At 61.8% G+C, this 15,943-nt stretch carries 17 protein-coding genes; 5 read left to right on the top strand and 12 right to left on the bottom strand.

From position 1 onward, the window contains the following. The first annotated feature begins 17 nt into the window (after positions 1–17). The 3 genes from NKI59_RS05155 to NKI59_RS05145 are packed head-to-tail and all read left to right on the top strand — an operon-like array spanning position 18 to position 3,000. Positions 18–944: a carbohydrate ABC transporter permease gene (locus NKI59_RS05155; protein ID WP_352448137.1), complete on the top strand. Its 927-nt coding sequence runs from the start codon at positions 18–20 to the stop codon at positions 942–944. Beyond that, entirely contained in the window at positions 937–1,779 is an 843-nt protein-coding gene (locus NKI59_RS05150; protein WP_352448136.1) for a carbohydrate ABC transporter permease, read from the top strand. The genes NKI59_RS05155 and NKI59_RS05150 overlap by 8 nt, the downstream gene beginning before the upstream one ends. Before the next feature lie 24 nt (positions 1,780–1,803). Further along, positions 1,804–3,000, top strand: coding sequence for a glycoside hydrolase family 172 protein (locus tag NKI59_RS05145; protein ID WP_352702760.1), 1,197 nt, complete (start codon positions 1,804–1,806; stop codon positions 2,998–3,000). A gap of 76 nt (positions 3,001–3,076) precedes the next feature. Here the strand turns inward: NKI59_RS05145 and NKI59_RS05140 are convergent, their stop codons facing one another. Further along, a complete protein-coding gene (locus NKI59_RS05140; protein WP_352469607.1) occupies positions 3,077–3,502 on the bottom strand; it encodes a VOC family protein in 426 nt (141 codons plus the stop codon). Positions 3,503–3,813: 311 nt separating this feature from the next. Here NKI59_RS05140 and NKI59_RS05135 point away from each other — a divergent pair, with 311 nt between their 5' ends. Together NKI59_RS05135 and NKI59_RS05130 are read left to right on the top strand one after the other, a co-directional pair. Continuing rightward, on the top strand, positions 3,814–4,074 hold the full coding sequence (locus NKI59_RS05135) for a hypothetical protein (RefSeq protein ID WP_352682016.1): 261 nt from the start codon (positions 3,814–3,816) through the stop codon (positions 4,072–4,074). Between the two features lie 120 nt (positions 4,075–4,194). Continuing rightward, entirely contained in the window at positions 4,195–4,635 is a 441-nt protein-coding gene (locus tag NKI59_RS05130; protein ID WP_352448133.1) for a DUF2267 domain-containing protein, read from the top strand. Between the two features lie 12 nt (positions 4,636–4,647). Here the strand turns inward: NKI59_RS05130 and NKI59_RS05125 are convergent, their stop codons facing one another. The 11 genes from NKI59_RS05125 to NKI59_RS05075 all read right to left on the bottom strand — a co-directional run bounded on the left by NKI59_RS05125 (position 4,648) and on the right by NKI59_RS05075 (position 15,894). Then, positions 4,648–5,643: a LacI family DNA-binding transcriptional regulator gene (locus tag NKI59_RS05125; protein WP_352682018.1), complete on the bottom strand. Its 996-nt coding sequence runs from the start codon at positions 5,641–5,643 to the stop codon at positions 4,648–4,650. Positions 5,644–5,711: 68 nt separating this feature from the next. Then, positions 5,712–7,046: a sulfatase family protein gene (locus NKI59_RS05120; protein WP_352702757.1), complete on the bottom strand. Its 1,335-nt coding sequence runs from the start codon at positions 7,044–7,046 to the stop codon at positions 5,712–5,714. A 21-nt stretch (positions 7,047–7,067) separates the two neighbouring features. Continuing rightward, the gene (locus tag NKI59_RS05115; protein WP_023675500.1) at positions 7,068–7,883 is read right to left on the bottom strand and encodes a carbohydrate ABC transporter permease; all 816 of its coding nucleotides are present in this window, start codon (positions 7,881–7,883) and stop codon (positions 7,068–7,070) included. Positions 7,884–7,890: 7 nt separating this feature from the next. After that, positions 7,891–8,844: a carbohydrate ABC transporter permease gene (locus NKI59_RS05110; RefSeq protein WP_023675501.1), complete on the bottom strand. Its 954-nt coding sequence runs from the start codon at positions 8,842–8,844 to the stop codon at positions 7,891–7,893. Between the two features lie 4 nt (positions 8,845–8,848). Continuing rightward, the gene (locus NKI59_RS05105) at positions 8,849–10,096 is read right to left on the bottom strand and encodes an ABC transporter substrate-binding protein (protein ID WP_352454143.1); all 1,248 of its coding nucleotides are present in this window, start codon (positions 10,094–10,096) and stop codon (positions 8,849–8,851) included. 200 nt (positions 10,097–10,296) lie between these two features. After that, positions 10,297–11,109, bottom strand: coding sequence for an SDR family NAD(P)-dependent oxidoreductase (locus NKI59_RS05100; RefSeq protein WP_352702755.1), 813 nt, complete (start codon positions 11,107–11,109; stop codon positions 10,297–10,299). After that, a complete protein-coding gene (locus tag NKI59_RS05095) occupies positions 11,106–12,107 on the bottom strand; it encodes a sugar phosphate isomerase/epimerase family protein (protein ID WP_352682026.1) in 1,002 nt (333 codons plus the stop codon). Before NKI59_RS05095 ends, NKI59_RS05100 begins: the two co-directional genes overlap by 4 nt. 37 nt (positions 12,108–12,144) lie before the next feature. Continuing rightward, positions 12,145–12,918: an SDR family NAD(P)-dependent oxidoreductase gene (locus NKI59_RS05090; RefSeq protein ID WP_352682028.1), complete on the bottom strand. Its 774-nt coding sequence runs from the start codon at positions 12,916–12,918 to the stop codon at positions 12,145–12,147. A gap of 4 nt (positions 12,919–12,922) precedes the next feature. Next, a complete protein-coding gene (locus tag NKI59_RS05085; protein WP_023675506.1) occupies positions 12,923–14,020 on the bottom strand; it encodes an ABC transporter ATP-binding protein in 1,098 nt (365 codons plus the stop codon). A gap of 10 nt (positions 14,021–14,030) precedes the next feature. Further along, complete coding sequence (locus NKI59_RS05080) at positions 14,031–14,963, bottom strand: carbohydrate ABC transporter permease (protein ID WP_023675507.1); 933 nt, start codon at positions 14,961–14,963, stop codon at positions 14,031–14,033. Then, complete coding sequence (locus tag NKI59_RS05075) at positions 14,956–15,894, bottom strand: carbohydrate ABC transporter permease (RefSeq protein ID WP_352682030.1); 939 nt, start codon at positions 15,892–15,894, stop codon at positions 14,956–14,958. Before NKI59_RS05075 ends, NKI59_RS05080 begins: the two co-directional genes overlap by 8 nt. Positions 15,895–15,943 lie beyond the last annotated feature (49 nt).

The raw sequence follows: 15,943 nt of genomic DNA, 5'->3' as shown, positions 1-15,943 counted from the left end.
TTTCCAGCATGGATCAGATGAAACCGCCAGCCGCGGGCGCGAATTCCGCCCGCGGCCTCACCGCCAAGCAAAGGGAGCGCTGCGCCGCATGGCTGTTCGTCCTGCCCGATGCGGTTGGCCTGCTGGTGTTCGTCGGCGTGCCGATGCTGCTGTCGCTCGCCGTCGGGTTCTTCGAGGTCAACGGCTTCGGCGGCTACAGGTTCGTCGGGTTCGGCAATTACAGGCGCATGTGGGGCGACCCGCTGTTCTGGTCGTCCGTGAAGGTGACGGTAGCTTATGCCGTCATGCTGGTGCCGGCGCTCTACGTCGCCGGACTGGGACTGGCGCTTCTGGTGCAGAAGACCAACCGCTTCAACGCGGTCATGCGCTCGATGTTCTTTGCGCCGCAGATGGTCAGCCTGGTCGTGGTGGCGCTCGTGTGGCAGCTCATGCTGGTCGAAAAGGTCGGCATCGTCAGCCGGCTGGCGCCGCTCGTCGGCCTCGGCGGAATTTCGCTGCTCGGCGATCCAAATCTGGCGCTGTTCACGCTGGTGCTGGTCAGCGTCTGGTTCCTGATGGGTTTCTACATGCTGATCTTCCTCGGCGGGCTCCAGGACATCCCGGCAGAGTACTACGAAGCCGCAAAGATCGACGGTGCCGGGCCGGTGACAAGCTTCTGGTACATTACTTTGCCCTTGCTCAAGCCGACCAGCTTCTTCGTCCTCCTGGTCTCGCTCGTCGCGGCTGTCGCCGGCGGCCAGGTCTTCGACCTGATCTATGTGATGACCAAAGGCGGGCCGGTCAATTCGACCTCGGTGCTGATCATCTACATCTACAAGCAGGCGTTCCAGTTCGGCGCCTTCGGCTATGCGTCGGCAATGGCATCGCTGCTGGTGCTGGCGCTGATGCTGGTCACGGTCTTCTTCTTCGTGCTGACGCGCGGCGGACGTTTCGAGCATGACTGACGGCCGAACTCCTTCCGGCCGTTCGCAGATACGAGCGGCGAGACTTGCCTGGATGCTGGCAACCGCCGCACTTGGCCTGATGACGGTATTCCCGCTTGTCTGGATGCTGGTCATCTCGCTCAAGCCGGCGAGCGACGTCTTCACGCCGAGCCTCATTCCGGAACGCCCGACGCTCGGCAATTTCCTCTATGTGCTGACCGAGGTGCCGTTCCTGCGCTATCTCTTCAATTCGTTCTTCGTGTCGGCGACGGTGACGGTTGCTGCGCTGTTCTTCCATTCGATGGCGGGCTATTCGCTCGCACGGCTGCGTTTTCCGGGCCGCGACATTCTGTTCCTCGCCATGTTCTCGACCTTCCTGGTGTCGCTGCCAGTCATCATCGTGCCGCTGTTCATTTTGACGCGGACGCTGCACATGCTGGACAGCTATGCCGGGCTGATCATTCCGGCGATCTTCAACGCGTTCGGCATCTTTCTGCTCAGGCAATATTACCTGTCGCTGCCCAGGGAACTGGAAGAAGCCGCGATCATGGACGGCGCCGGCTACTGGCGCATCTATTGGAGCATCATCCTGCCGCTCAGCCGGCCGATCCTGTCGGCACTGGCGATCCTGTTCTTCCTCGCCAACTGGAACGCTTTCCTGTGGCCGTTGACGATCACATCGGACCTCAACCTCTGGGTGGTGCAGGTAGCCATTGCGAACTTCAAGAGCCAGTACGCCGCCGCCTGGAATTATGTCATGGCCGCCTCGACCATCGTCGCCGTGCCGATGCTGGTCCTCTTCGTGATCTTCCAGCGCCAGATCATGGAATCCATCAAGACAAGCGGCCTGAAATAACCGCTGAAGCAAGAGGAGAAACACATGGATAATGCCGGCCTGTCGCCGCTTCGCGGGCTCGCCAAATTGCGCGACGCCAAAACCCGCCGGTTCTCAAGCTACGACCGCACCGGCGGCAATGACGACCGGCTGCACATCGAACCCGGCCAGACGGTGGTGATTGCCGAGCATGACGGTGCCGGCATCGTCACGCATATCTGGGCGACGCTCGCCTGCGAGAGCGAGGCGTTCCTGCGCAAGATCGTATTGCGCGCCTATTGGGATGGTGAGGCACATCCGAGCATCGAAACGCCGATCGGCGATTTCTTCGGCATAGGCCATGCCCGCACCCGCAATTTTGCCAGCCTGCCGGTGCAGGCAAGTCCAGAGGATGGCAAGGCCTTCAACTGCTACTTTCCGATGCCGTTTGCCAGCCACATGCGCTTCACCGTCACCAATGAGGCTGAGGACGACCTGCTTTTCTATTACTATGTCGATCTCGAACTGCATGAGGAACTCGAGGAAGGCCTGGGCCGCTTCCACGCCCAATACAGGCAGCAGCGACCTGACGGCATAGACGAGACGGGGCTGGCCAACGAGCAGGTCCTGTTTGGCGGGGAAAACACCGACGGGAACGGCAACTACACCATCCTGGAGGCGGAAGGTCACGGCCACTATGTCGGCGTGCTCTATTCCGTCTATTCGCGGCGGCGTTCCGCACTATGGGACTGGTATGGCGAGGGCGACGACATGATCTTCGTCGACGGCGAGCCGGGCATTTCCGTGCCGGATACAGTGCGCAAGCCCGATCCGCGCATCGGACCGAAGGCCGAACTGATCGACGATCGCGGCGAGACCGGCCCCGCCGCCAACGATGCCTGGCCGCCGACGCTGCACGGCACCGGCACCGAGGACTATTTCAACACGGCATGGTGCCCGACACAGGACTACAGCGCGCCCTATCACGGCATCATCGCCGCCGGCGGGCCGAACTGGACCGAGCCGGTTACGCTCTATCGCTGGCACATAGAGGACCCGGTCATCTTCCACAAACGCATCCGGGTGACCATCGAGCGCGGTCACGCCAATCGCCGCTCGGACGACATTTCGTCGGTCGCCTTCTGGTATCAGGCCGAACCGCACAAACCGTTCGAAGCGCTTGCCGATGTCGAGGACCGCATCCCCACCTATCGCGCGCCTTATCACAATTGGAATGCCGCCTTCGACGAGAAGAGGCGTTAGGCCGGGATGCGTTCGAATTGAACCGTGCATTCCGCGCTATCTGTGTCGGGGCACGACCGTGCCGCAGCGCGCCACCTCAGCTGCGAGGTGGAAGTTGCTGGACAGACCAGGTGTTGCCGTCGGGATCCTCAAAGAAGACAAATCTGCCCCAGGGAAAATCCTTGATATCGCTGACCTCGATACCTTGAGCGGCCAGGTACCGGTGAGCCTCATCGATATCGGGCACGACGAGTTGCAGGCCCCTTATGGATCCCGGGGGGCTGTCGACGAGGCCCTTGCCCATGGCAATCGAACAGGCCGAACCGGGCGGCGTCAATTGCACGAAACGTATCTCGTCGCTTACGGTGTGGTCGTGATCGAGATGAAAGCCGACCTTCCCAACATAAAAGGCAATTGCTCTATCGACGTCCGATACGGGGACCGGGACCAGTTCCAGCTTCCAATCCATGACAGCCCTTTCGCAGCTTGATCGCCAAGTGGTGCCGAACACCGTGGGCGCCATCCCGCCATCTTCCCAATGCCATTGTCGGCGCGGGCCGCTCAGTCAGTCAAGAGATACCCGGGCTGGGGCAACGTGAGGACTGGTCTCATTGCTGAGACGGCGTTCGGAACCGATGAGCACAAGCTCAGTTAGGCGGAGGACAACCACCTTTCGGATCAGCAAGGCCGACTTTAATGATCGGAACGCAGGCGCCGAATACAACTGTGGGAAGGTTGAACGGGCGTCGTTGACGCGCGAAGGGATTGCTTGGAAGCGACGCTCGCCGAAGCTGGCGAGATCGTCGGACGGCGAAGCCGAAGCGCAATTATGCCGTGAATGCCTACGATTCGGCCTGCCTTCTCCTTGCCGCGATCAAAGACGCCAGCACTGTATCCAAGGGATATCCGAGCCGGCGCGACGTTCTGGCGGCGGTGCGCGATATCCGTTTCAGGGGAATCGCCTATCGCGAGCCGGTGCGGTGGGATGAAAAGGGCGACAATCTGGCCGCTGTGACTGCACTCAACGGGGTGGAAAACGGCCGCTTCCGACAGATCGCCGAAATCCAGCAGAAGCAGAGTGTCGAGCAGACCTGACGCCGACAGGCTCTCCGACCGAACCGGTTTCCGCCGCTTTGCCAGGACGATTTTCACAGGATCACGAAACAATAATCTCCGGTCGCCGTTTCGCCCGCAGAACCTTTCGAGGAGGCGACGATGAGCGCAACCGGCTTGGACGTTTTTGACAAAACGCTGCAAATAACAAACATCTGGCTTGACGAGATCATGGCGGATCTTGGTCCGGATCGACACGTGGCCTGGCATACATTGGGCGCCGTTCTGCGAACCCTTCGCGACAGGCTGCAGATCGGACTGGCGGCCAAATTGGGAGCGGAACTGCCGCTGCTCGTGCGCGGCGCCTACTATGATCGCTATCGGCCCGCCGACATGCCCGACAAGACACGCTCGCTCGAGAAGTTCCTGCAACACATCGCCGATGAATTGAAATCGACCCGTCCTGTCGATCCCGAGGATGCGGCACGCTCAGTGCTGCGTGTGCTTGCACGGCATATCGACCTTGGCCAGTCGGCAAAGGTGCGGGATGCGCTGCCAAAGGAAATCCAGGTCCTCTGGCCTGAAAGCGTGGGCGTCAAATAGCGGCGATCCTGCTCATGCGGACGCGCGACGGACCAACTGCCACGAAACGCTGAAAAGGGTAGGTATTGCGCCCGGTGTTGCCGAGATCAATGAGATCAGATGATCGGCAAGATGGTCGTAGTGGGCAGTTTTGGGGCCGATTGTCGTCAATGCCGGATGACTGAATTCGCCCTCGTCGATATTGCCGCAGCCGATGACTGCAATGTCGCCGGGCACGGAGAGGCCGGCCTCCTCGAATGCGTGCAGGGCGGTCACGGCGGCAAGATCGGATTCGACGAAAAGCGCGGTCGGCCGATCCTTGCGGGCGGCCAGCGCCGTAGCATTGGCAAACGCAGCCTTGCGCGCCTCTGCACCGCCGATCACCAGGTCGTCTCGCAGCGGAAGGCCGCGTGCTTGCAGGAAGCTGCGATAGGCGGCGAGACGGCTCCCGTCCACAGCTTGCTCATGCACCATATAGGCGATGCAGCGATGGCCGGCTCGGTAGAGGTAGTCGAGTGCCTCGAAGACGGCCCTGCCGGTATGCTGGCGCACAACCGAGAAGCCTGCCGGCTCGATGGTCGGATGGAAGATCACCGCTGGCCGGCCCGCGGCCGCCAGGCGCGCGGCCAAGACCATCACCTCGGGCTCGGAGAGATGCTGCCAGTCGGCGATAATGCCGTCTGCCAGCCCGCTCTCGATTTCCCTCCCGATCCGGTCGGTTCGCTCGAAGGTGTCTCCCGCGGTGATAATTGTCGAAAATCCCCTCAGCGCTGCTGCAGATTGGATATCCTGCGCGATCCGGTCGCTGAACGGCACGCCGAGACGAGGCAGTACAAGGCAGATTCGCTCGGCCTGCTGGCGGCGCAGCTGCCGCGCGGTGCGGTTTTGCACGTAGTTGAGCTCAGCGACGGCCTCGAGGATGCGCTGCCGCGCCTCCTTGCCGACGAACTTCAGGCGCGTGCTGTCGCCGCTGAGCAGGTACGACACGGCAGCGGTCGATACATTGGCGCGCCGGGCGACATCGGCCATGGTCGGCGCCTTTCTGCGATCGGAACTTCTCTCGTGCATTGTTGGATCCGCTGCGCGACGTGACATGATCAGCTGTCGCTCAGCCGGATTTCATTCCAGCTTCCATGTCCGGCGGCAAGGATCTCGGGCCTTGCCTCGCCGGCCTCCTCCATCAGGGCAACGATGCGGCCTCGCAGCCATGCACGCGTCTCTGCGTGATCGGGCGAAGCTATGAGATTGGTTAGCTCGTTCGGATCGCCATCGAGGTCGTAGAGCCTCGCCTCGACATAGAAATCGCTGCCGGAATCCCGCCAGCCGTCTTTTCCCGGCGCCTCGACCTCATATTTCCACCGTCTGGTGCGCAACGCGCGGCCGACATGGTGCTCGCTGATTTGAATGAATATCTCGTCGCGCGGCGGTCGTTCGCCCTGCAGTGCGTCGAGCAGCGAGACGCCCTGCATCGAATTGGGCACTTTCAGGCCGGCCGCGGCGAGCAGGGTCGGCGCGAGATCGACGAGGCTGACCAGGCCTTCATATATGCCGATGCGCTGGAAGCCGGGGCCGTGGAATAGCGTCGGCACGCGGATCGACGCCTCATGACAGGAACGCTTGTATTCGTTGTTGCGGGTCTTGAAGTGACATCCGTGGTCGGAGGTGAAGAGGATGATCGTGTCGTCAAGCCGGCCAAGGCTGTAGAGCGCCTCGATCAGCCGTCCAAACGCCTCGTCGAGGCGTGCGACCATGCCCAGATAGCCGGGGAAATGTTCCGCTGTCGTGCCGCCAAGTGCGGCGAGATCGCCGGGAATGGCGAGCTTCTTGCGGATCCTGTCCTCGTATCCGAGCGGGGCAGGGTAGTTGTCCGTCTGGTTCTGGTGATGCGGCTCGAGGAAGGACAGGAATAGAAAGAACGGCTCGTCTTCCCTCGATGCGACATAGCGGATTGCAGCGTCGGTTAGGGCATCGACGCGGTATCCCGGCAGCTTCACCGCCTTGCCGTCATTGTCGTGGACGACGGTGTCGAAGGGGCCGGAAGTGAACTCCAGGATGTTGGAGGCCAGCCAGTAGCGATACCCGCCGCGTTCTTCCTGGGTGACCGGCTCGGCGGACCCCAGGTGCCACTTGCCGATGTAGGCGGTGTCATAACCTGCCGCGACGAAATGATGCGCGAGCGTGCGCTCGCTCTTAGGCAGTGGGATATCGTTACGGTAGCAGCCGGTCGTAGTCGGGTACCGCCCCGTCTGAAAGACGGAGCGGGCGGGGCCGCAAACGGGCTGGCATGTAAACGAATTCGCCAAGAACGTGCCGGTCCCGGCGAGGCGGTCGAAATTTGGCGTAAGCTCGAGCGGATTGCCATGGACGCCAACGGTGTCCCAACGCTGCTGGTCGGTGAAGAAGACGATCACGTTCGGTCGGCGGGACGTCATAGGTGCAATGCCTCCGAATGGTCATTTCATGCCTGCCAGCATCACGCTGCGGACGAAGTAGCGCTGCGTAAAGAGGAACAGCAGCAGGCTCGGGATGAAGAGAATGATCCCGCCCGTCGCCGTCAGGTTCCACTGGGTGAAGAATTCCTGGTTGAAAAGCGTCAGTCCCGTCGTGATCGGCCGCATTTCGGTGGTGTTGACGGCGACCAGCGGCCAGAGGAATTCGTTCCACTGGAACACGAAGGTGAGGAGGGCCAGCGTCGCCAGTGCCGGACGGACCTGCGGCAGCACGATGCGCCAGTAAAGGCCGAGTTCCGAGCAGCCGTCCATCCGTGCAGCGTCAAGCAACTCGTCGGGAATCGGACGGATGAACTGCCGCATCAGGAAGATTCCGTAGGCGCTCATGGCGAATGGAAGGATAAGGCCCTGATAGGTGTTGAGCCATCCCATCCGCGCGGTGAGCACATAGAGCGGGATCATGCGGATGAAGAATGGGATCATCAGCGTCGACAGCACCGCGACAAACATGACGCGCTTACCGGCGAATTCCATTTTCGCGAAGACGTAGCCGATCAACGGATCGAAGATCAGATGGAGGAAGGTAATCCCGCCGGCGATGATGAAGCTGTTGAGCGTGAAACGCGCGAACGGCGCCTTTTGCCAGATGTCGATGTAATTCGTGAATTGCCACGTCTCGGGGATCAGAATCGGAATGCCGCTGAAGACGTCGGCATCGCTCTGCAGCGACAGCGAAAGCATGTAAAGGAACGGAAAGATCGACAGCGCCACGCAGAAGAGCAGCAGTAGGTAGGACGGGAGCGTTTTTGCGAATGTCATGCCAATCTCAATAGGTGGTTTCGCGGTTGAGCAGGCGGAACTGAACGAAGGTGATGGCCAGGATCAGCAGGAACATCAGGAAAGACAGCGCCGAGGCGTAGCCGATGTTGAGCTCGAAGAAGGCTGCCTCGAACACGTGCAGGCTGAAGAACCGCGTCGCGTCGGCCGGTCCGCCCTTGGTTATCAGGTAGGCCGGCGCCAGCTCCTGTAGCTGGCTGATCGTGCTGACGACCGCGATGAACAGCGTGGTCGGCGTCAACAACGGCCAGGTCAGATAGCGGAATTGCTGCGTCGGCGTGGCGCCGTCGATGGATGCGGCATCGTAGAAGTCGGACGGGATCGACTGCAACGCGGAGAGGTAGATCAGCATGGCATAGCCGACATCCTTCCACACCGTGATGGCGATGAGGGTCGGCAGCGCGGTCGAGGTGTCGCCGAGCCAATTCTGGGTCGGCAGCCCAAGCTCGGCAAGGAAGCTGTTCAAGATGCCAGTGTAGGGATCGAGAATTGCCTGCCACATCAACGCGACGATCACGAAGGAGGTGATGTAGGGAAAGAAGATGATTGCGCGGATCAGAGTGCGCCCCGGGATCGGCCGGTTGAGCACGACCGCCAGTCCGAGGCCAATGGCGATGCTGGCCGCGGTGACGCCTATCGCGAAGGCCAGCGTCACGAAGAGCGACTGCCGAACGCGCGCGTCGCCGAGGGCAGCAACGTAGTTGTCCAGTCCGGCGAATCGGCTCTCGCCGATCAGCGGCTGGCCGCTGTACAGGCTCGCCCAAAACTCCAGTCCTATCGGATAGAAGAAATAGACCGAGAAATAGAGGATTGCTGGCGACAGCAGCAGGTAAGCGAGAAGCGTTTGTCTGGTGCGCCGGCTGAAGCGGGCAGCTCGCCGGGTCGGCATCGCGCCGACGCGAATGTCCGTATCGGCCGTATCGGTGCTGCCGCTGATAAACATCGGCCTAGTTGTTGGCCAGGATGACGTTGGCCTCGGCCGCGAATTTCGGCATAATCTCGGCTGCTGGCTTCTGATTGTAGATGATATCCTCGAGCGCACTTTGCAGAAGCTTCTCGATTCGCGCGTGCTTGCCGGTGAGGCGCAGCTCGGCGGTGACGTCTTGCGCGTAAGGCAGGCATTTGCTGAAGCTGCCGATGACCGGATCGGCCTGAACCTCGGCGTTTTCGGCCCAGGATTTGCGCGGCATCGTCATGCCCGCTTCCTTGGTAGCCGCCAGTTCCGTGTCGAGCGCGACGAGCCGCTTCAACAACTCCCAGGCCTCCTTCGGGTGCTTGGCGTCCTTAGGGATCATCACGCTGACGCCGCCCGCGAACGTCGCCTGCACCTTGTGCTTGAGTGATGGCGCAACCGCCCAGTTGAGCTTCGGGTTGCCCGAGCGGATCGGCTTCACGTCCCACGGACCGGTTATGATCATTGCGACCCGGTTGGCCGTGAACAGCTTTTGCGGACCCTCATAGTCAGCACCCGCCGCCGGCTTGGTCGCTGCTTTTTCCTTGTGGATCAGGTCGGCGAGGAACTGGATCGCTTCGATCGCCTCAGGACTGTCGAGATTGACCTTGTTTGTCTTGGGATCGTAATAGCTTACGCCGTTCTGCAGCAGCCACGACGAATAATATCCGATGCTGGGGTTGGGAGCGAAGCCGAAGCGGGCGCCGGTCGTCGTCGCCTTGGCAACCTTCAGGAACTCCTCCCAGGTCGCAGGCGGCGCGTCGAAGCCCGCCTGCTTAAGCATATCGACGTTGTACACGAGGGTGGCGCAGGTGAGGTGGATCTGGACGCCATAGTACTGGTCGCCGAGTTTGTTGCGCTCGACGGAATAGGCTTGCCAGTCGTCGGGATAGCCGATCGCCTTGCCGTCTTGTTCGATGAAGTCGTTCAGCGGCCGCAGCAGATTCCGCTGGCCGAATTCCTGCACCCAGCCGCCGGGTTCGGCGACGAGATCGGGCGGACTCTTCGCCGCAAAATCCGCCACCAGCTTGGTGCGCATATCCGGCCACTGGAATTTCTCCCACTGCACCGACCATCCGGGATGATCGGCCTCGAACTTTGCTATTGCATCGGCATAAGCTTGATAGGCGTGGCCGGCGTTCCAATAGAGCGTCAAGGTCTCGGCATGGGCCGCAGTCGCGGTCGTCAGGGCCACGCCCAAAACCATGCCGTGCAGGAATCCGACTGACTTGTAGCGGCTCATCTTGGTCTCCTCCCAGGTTTGCCACCCGCCTTCCTCACAATGGATGGTGTCATATTATTCGATTAATATACCCGCTATACCGCAGTTTTTGTCAAGCTCCGACTGTAATGCAGTGCATAGTTCTGGCCGAACTCGGGCGGAGCTATTTACAGCGCGCGATGGCGAAGTTGCTTCCGGTACCCGGTATGGACGATCGCGGCCTAACCTGGAAAGATTGTGAAACCGCCATCGACTCGGATTACCTGCCCGTTGATGAAGCGCGCGCGCGGACCGGCGAGGAAGGCCACCGCTTCGGCGATCTCTTCAGGCTCCGCATACCGGTTCAGCGATTTCTTGCTCGAATCCATGCGCTGCGGATCGACCACGCGGCTCGCCTGGAACCGTGCCGTCTTGGTGGCGCCGGGGCTCACCGCATTGACGCGTACGCCATCGTCGATCAGTTCCTTGGCGAGGCAGCGCGTATAATGGACGACAGCCGCCTTGAGCGTCGAGTAGACCACCTCGGGCGAGCATCCGATATGCGCTGCCGCCGAGGCGATGTTGATCACCGAGCCTGAGCCACGCTTGACCATCGGCGGAACGAACGCCTGGCAGACCAGCATCGTGCCGATGAGGTTGTTCTCGGTTAGAACCTTGATGTCTTCGTAGTCGATGTCCAGTGCGTTGTTGGGATTGGGCTTTACGCCCTTGGCGCCGATGTCGCCGCCGGCGCAGTTTACCAAGACGTGCACGTCGCCGAGCTCCGCTTCGATCTTCCTCTTCATTTCCGCGACAGCTTGCTTGTCGCCGATGTTGCCGGTAACCGCGGTGATGCGCGTCCCATGCTTCTCCAAGCCCCTGGCAGAGTCGCCGAGGTCCGCGAATTCGCCATATTGAGATGGCCGGGCCCAATCGAAGTCGTGGACCGCGACGTTTGCGCCAAGTTCGGCCAAGCGGTCGGCCATCACGCGGCCGAGGCCGCGTCCCGAGCCGGTGACGAAGGCGGTCAGGCCGCTGAGTTCTCGGGCAGTCATGCTGATTTCTCCATTGCAATGAAATCGAATTTCATCATGTTGGCGGCGCTGCGCCGGATCATGTCGAGCTCGTACGAAACGAGCGCACCGTCATCATCGCGCTCCCATGGCGTGCGGTAGTCGGCGTCGTCCGCGAGGCGGTTCAGGCGCGCAGCACTCAGGCAGGCCGCGAATTCGCGGGCGGTCTTCGGCGCATATCCGTTCCACCAGTCGTCGGTGAGACAGCGAACGTGACGGGCCTCCAGCGCGCCTGGCTCAAGCACCGCCGTCAGCGTGTCGTGGTGCTCGCCAAGGAGGGCTGCCAGTTCGGCGAAAGGCACGGCGCCGTCGCCGATCGCGCAGCGGACCAGGCGGTAGCCCTCATCCGTGAACTGGACGCGATAGTCCTTGAGGTGAACGTGGCGGACATGGGGCGCGATCCGGCGCGTGAAGGCAAGCGGCGCCTCGCCGACAGGAAAGGTGTTGCCGGTGTCGTAGGTGATGCCGACACCCGGCCCGCCGAGTTCGCAGAACGCAACCAGTTCGTCGCTGCCGAAGTCCTGATGGTTCTCGATGCCGAGCACGCGTCCCTCGGCCGCCGCACGCGGCCCCCATTCCGTCAAGGCAGCGCGAATCGTTGCGTTGAACTCGCTCCATTTCGGACCCCACGCATTGCGGTCGCCGCACAGGACAGGCGTCAGTGCAATACGGATCGTCGTCGCCTCGAGCAGGCGCGCAGCCCGAAAGGCGTTGTCCAGCGGACCTGCCACTAGAAGTCCGCCGCTCACCACCGGGACGGTGTCCAGCGCGGCAAGACGCCTGCGCAGGGCGACGATTTCGGCGTCAGTCAAGTCGGTCAACCACGGTTCGTAGATCTCGAGCGTGCGTGCGCCCAGTTCCTGCGCCAGCGTGATGAAGCCTTCCAGCCCCACGCCGTCCGGATTGTGCCGCGGCGTGCCGCGGCCCTGCAGGCCGAGATAGTAGGTCAGTCCGTAAGGGTTGAGGCCGAGACGAAACATCAGCTTGGCGGTTCCAATGGAGAGCGGAGAGGCGTCACTAGCGCAGACCGGCATCGACGGTTATGGACTGTTTGGTGATCATGCGGCTGTCGTCGGCCGCCAGGAAGAGCACGGTGCGTGCAATCTCCTCGCCCAGCAGGACGCGGCGGATCAATTGCCGCTGCACCGTCTGGTCGACTGCCTCCTGCGTCTTGAACCACAGCTCGCGCTGCCGCTCGGTCATGACGGCGCCGGGTTCGATCGCATTGACGCGGATGTTATCCGGTCCGAACGACCGCGCCAACGCACGCGTCAGCGCCACCACGGCCCCTTTGGCGGTGGCATAGGCCACCATCTGGTCCGCTCCGAACCGCCAGGCAATGGAGGAGAAGTTTATGATCGAGCCGAAGCCGAGTTCCTTCATATGCGGATGCACTGCCTGCGCGGCGAAGAAGTGATGCCTCAGATTGACGTCGAAGCTGCGGTCCCAATAGTCGGTCGTTACCGCGTCGATGGGATGGCGCTGATCATTGGCTGCGTTATTCACCAGGACGGCGACCGGACCAAGCCGCGCGCGCACGCCTGCTACCGACGCCTTTAGCGCATCGACGTCGGTCACATCGCAATGGAGATATAACGGAGCCTGCCCGGCGGCACCAGCGAGCTCGCGCACCAACGCCTCCGCTGGTTCGTCCTGCACATCGAGAAAGGCTATCCGGGCGCCGTTCGCCACGAAGGCGCGGACCATATCGGCGCCAATGCCGGAGGCGCCGCCGGAGATCAGCACGACCCGATCGGTCAAGCTCGGATAAGTCGCGAATTGTACGGACATCAAACTACAGAAGCGCCTTGGTTGTTGGATCGAACAGACAGGCGCGCGACATGTCGATGCCGAGCGTTATCGTCTCGCCCATGACGGGAGCGTCATCCGGCTCGAAACGGCCGGTGATCTCCAGGTCACCCAGCCTGAGCACGGCAAGCGTCTCGGCCCCGGTAGGCTCGACCAATTCGACCGGCGCCTGCATGGACGCCACAGCAGGTTTGCGCGACTTCAGATCGGTCGTGAAACGGTAGATGTGTTCCGGCCGGATACCGAGCACGACGTCCTTTGGCGCACCGGCGGGCATCGGCGCGGCAAGGGCGAGGCTGGCGTCGCTGCCGTCAGCGGCGCGTACCGAGATGCTGGTCGAGCCCGTAAGCCGGGCGGGAATGAAATTCATCGCCGGCGATCCCATGAAACCGGCAACGAACATGTTGGTCGGCCGGTCGTAGATCCGCTTCGGCGTGTCGAACTGCTGTACTGAGCCCTGGTTCATCACCGCAATGCGGGATGCAAGCGTCATCGCCTCGACCTGATCGTGGGTGACATACACCGTGGTCTTGCCGACGCGATGGTGAAGCTTCTTGATTTCGGTACGCATGTCGACGCGCAGCTTGGCGTCGAGGTTGGACAAGGGCTCGTCGAACAAAAACAGCTTCGGGTCGCGCACGAGGGCACGCCCCATCGCAACGCGCTGCCGCTGGCCCCCCGAGAGCTGGCCGGGCTTGCGTTTAAGCAGCTGTTCGATCTGCAGGAGTGCGGCAACCCGCTGGACAGCTTCCGCCTGCGCCGCTTTTGGCACGCCGCGGCTCTCCATGCCGAAGGTGATGTTCTGGCGCACCGTCATGGTGGGATAGAGGGCGTATGACTGGAACACCATCGCAATATCGCGGTCCTTGGGTTGCACCGAGTTCACCAGCCGGTCGCCGATCCATATCTCGCCCGACGTGACGGTTTCCAGTCCGGCGATCATGGCGAGCAAGGTTGACTTGCCGCAACCCGACGGGCCGACAAGGGCGACGAATTCTCCGGTCTTAGCCTCGAGATCGATGCCGGCAAGAATCTCGAGCGAGCCGTAGCTCTTGTGAAGGTTGCGGATCATCAACGCGGACATGGGCGACGCCTCATTTTATGGCGCCCTGGGTGAGGCCGCGCACGAAGTATTTTCCACCAAACAGATAGATCAGCAGCGGAGGCAACGCGCCGATCAGCACGGCTGCGCTCATCACATCGTAAGCACGTGCGGTCGTGCCGCCGGCCGTGAGCGCGACCAACGCCGCCGTGATCGGCTGCTGCTGGCCCGATGTGAAGACGACGCCGAACAGATACTCGTTCCAGATGCCGGTGAACTGCCAGATGACAGTGACAATCAGGATGGGCGGCGACAGGGGCAGGATGATCTTGCGGAAGATTCGCCAGAAGCCGGCGCCGTCGATGCGTGCCGCCTTGATCAGGTCGTCCGGTATGCTGACGTAGAAATTGCGGCAGAACAGGGTGGTGAACGAGATGCCCTGGACGACGTGGATCAACACCAGCCCATATGTGGAATTGGTCAGGCCGAGCTTGCCGAGCAGGAACGCCCACGGCATCAGCGAAATCTGGCCGGGCATGAATACGCCGAGCAGCATCAGATTGAAGATCAGTTCGGAACCCCTGAAGCGCCATTTGGAGAGGATGTAGCCGTTCATGGCGCCGAGAATGGTCGAGATGATGGTGGCGGGGATCGTCATCGCCAGCGAGTTGAAGAAATTGCGCTTCATGCCCTCGCAGGTACCGCTGACGCAGTAGGATCCCCAGGCCTGCGCCCACGCATCGAACCGGAAGCTGCGCGGTACGGAGATGAGGCCGTTGCGGGCAATCTCCGACTGCTCGCGCAATGAGTTGAAGATCACCACCAGTAGCGGCACGAGATAGACGATCGCGAAAAGCGTCAGCACGGCATAGACAAGGAAGCGGCTCCAGAAATGCCGGCGCGTGGCCGCGGCAGCTTCCGGATCAAAGCCGGTCGGATTGGGGCGGGCCGGATCAAAGCTGGCATCGGGAGCAATTTCAGCCATTGCGGCCCTCCGCCCGCCGGCGCCAGACGATCCACAACGAGTAAGGCACCAGCACCACCGCGACCGCCGCGAGCATCATCATCGCCGCGGCGGCACCCTCGCCGATTTGGCCGCGCTGGAACATCAGATCGTAGACATAGATGGCGGGGAAGGTGGTGGACACACCTGGGCCGCCTCGCGTCAACGCCGCCACTAGGTCGAAGGTCTTGATGGCGAATTGTATCTGAATGACCGCCACCGCCAGGAATATCGGAGCGATGGTTGGCAGGATGACCCTCCGATAGGTCCGGAAAACCGACGCGCCGTCGATTTGCGCGGCTTTAACGAGATCCGGATCGACCGACCGCAGACCGGCCAGGAAAAGTGCCATCGCGAAGCCGGACGACTGCCAGATACCGGTTATGATCACCGCATAGATCGCAGTGTTGCGGTTGGCCGTCAGGGCGAAGCTGAAGTCGGTCCAGCCAAGCCCGCGAACGAAGGCCTGGATACCGTCGACAGGATTATAGAGCCAACTCCACACCGTTCCGGTGACGATGAAGGACACCGCCAACGGGTAGAGAAAGATGGTGCGCCAAGCCGCCTCGCCGCGGACGCGCTGGTCAATCGCGATCGCGAGCAACAGGCCAACGGCCATCGAGCCAACGATATAGAAGCCGCTGAACAGGAAGAGATTGGTATAGGCGATGTTCCAGCGCCGGTTTGCCCAGAGCGAAGCGTAATTGTCCAGGCCGACGAACCCATAGGTCGGCAACAGCGACGAATTGGACAGCGAGATGTAGAGCGTCCAGAGCGTGAAGACGAAAACATAGATGAAACTCGCCGCTATCGACGGCGCCAGCACCAGAATGGGCACTATCGTGCCCAGGCGCTCGCGCCACGGGCGGGCCGCGGCAGCTGCGGCTGGTACAATCAGATCATGGGTGGACATCGGGCTGCTCCGGCGAGGTCTGGCCGGGAGCTTCGCCCCCGGCCATCAT

This window comes from Mesorhizobium sp. M0598 (assembly GCF_040320865.1).
Classification (GTDB): Bacteria; Pseudomonadota; Alphaproteobacteria; order Rhizobiales; family Rhizobiaceae; genus Mesorhizobium.
This window is presented reverse-complemented; position numbering and strand designations above follow the sequence as displayed.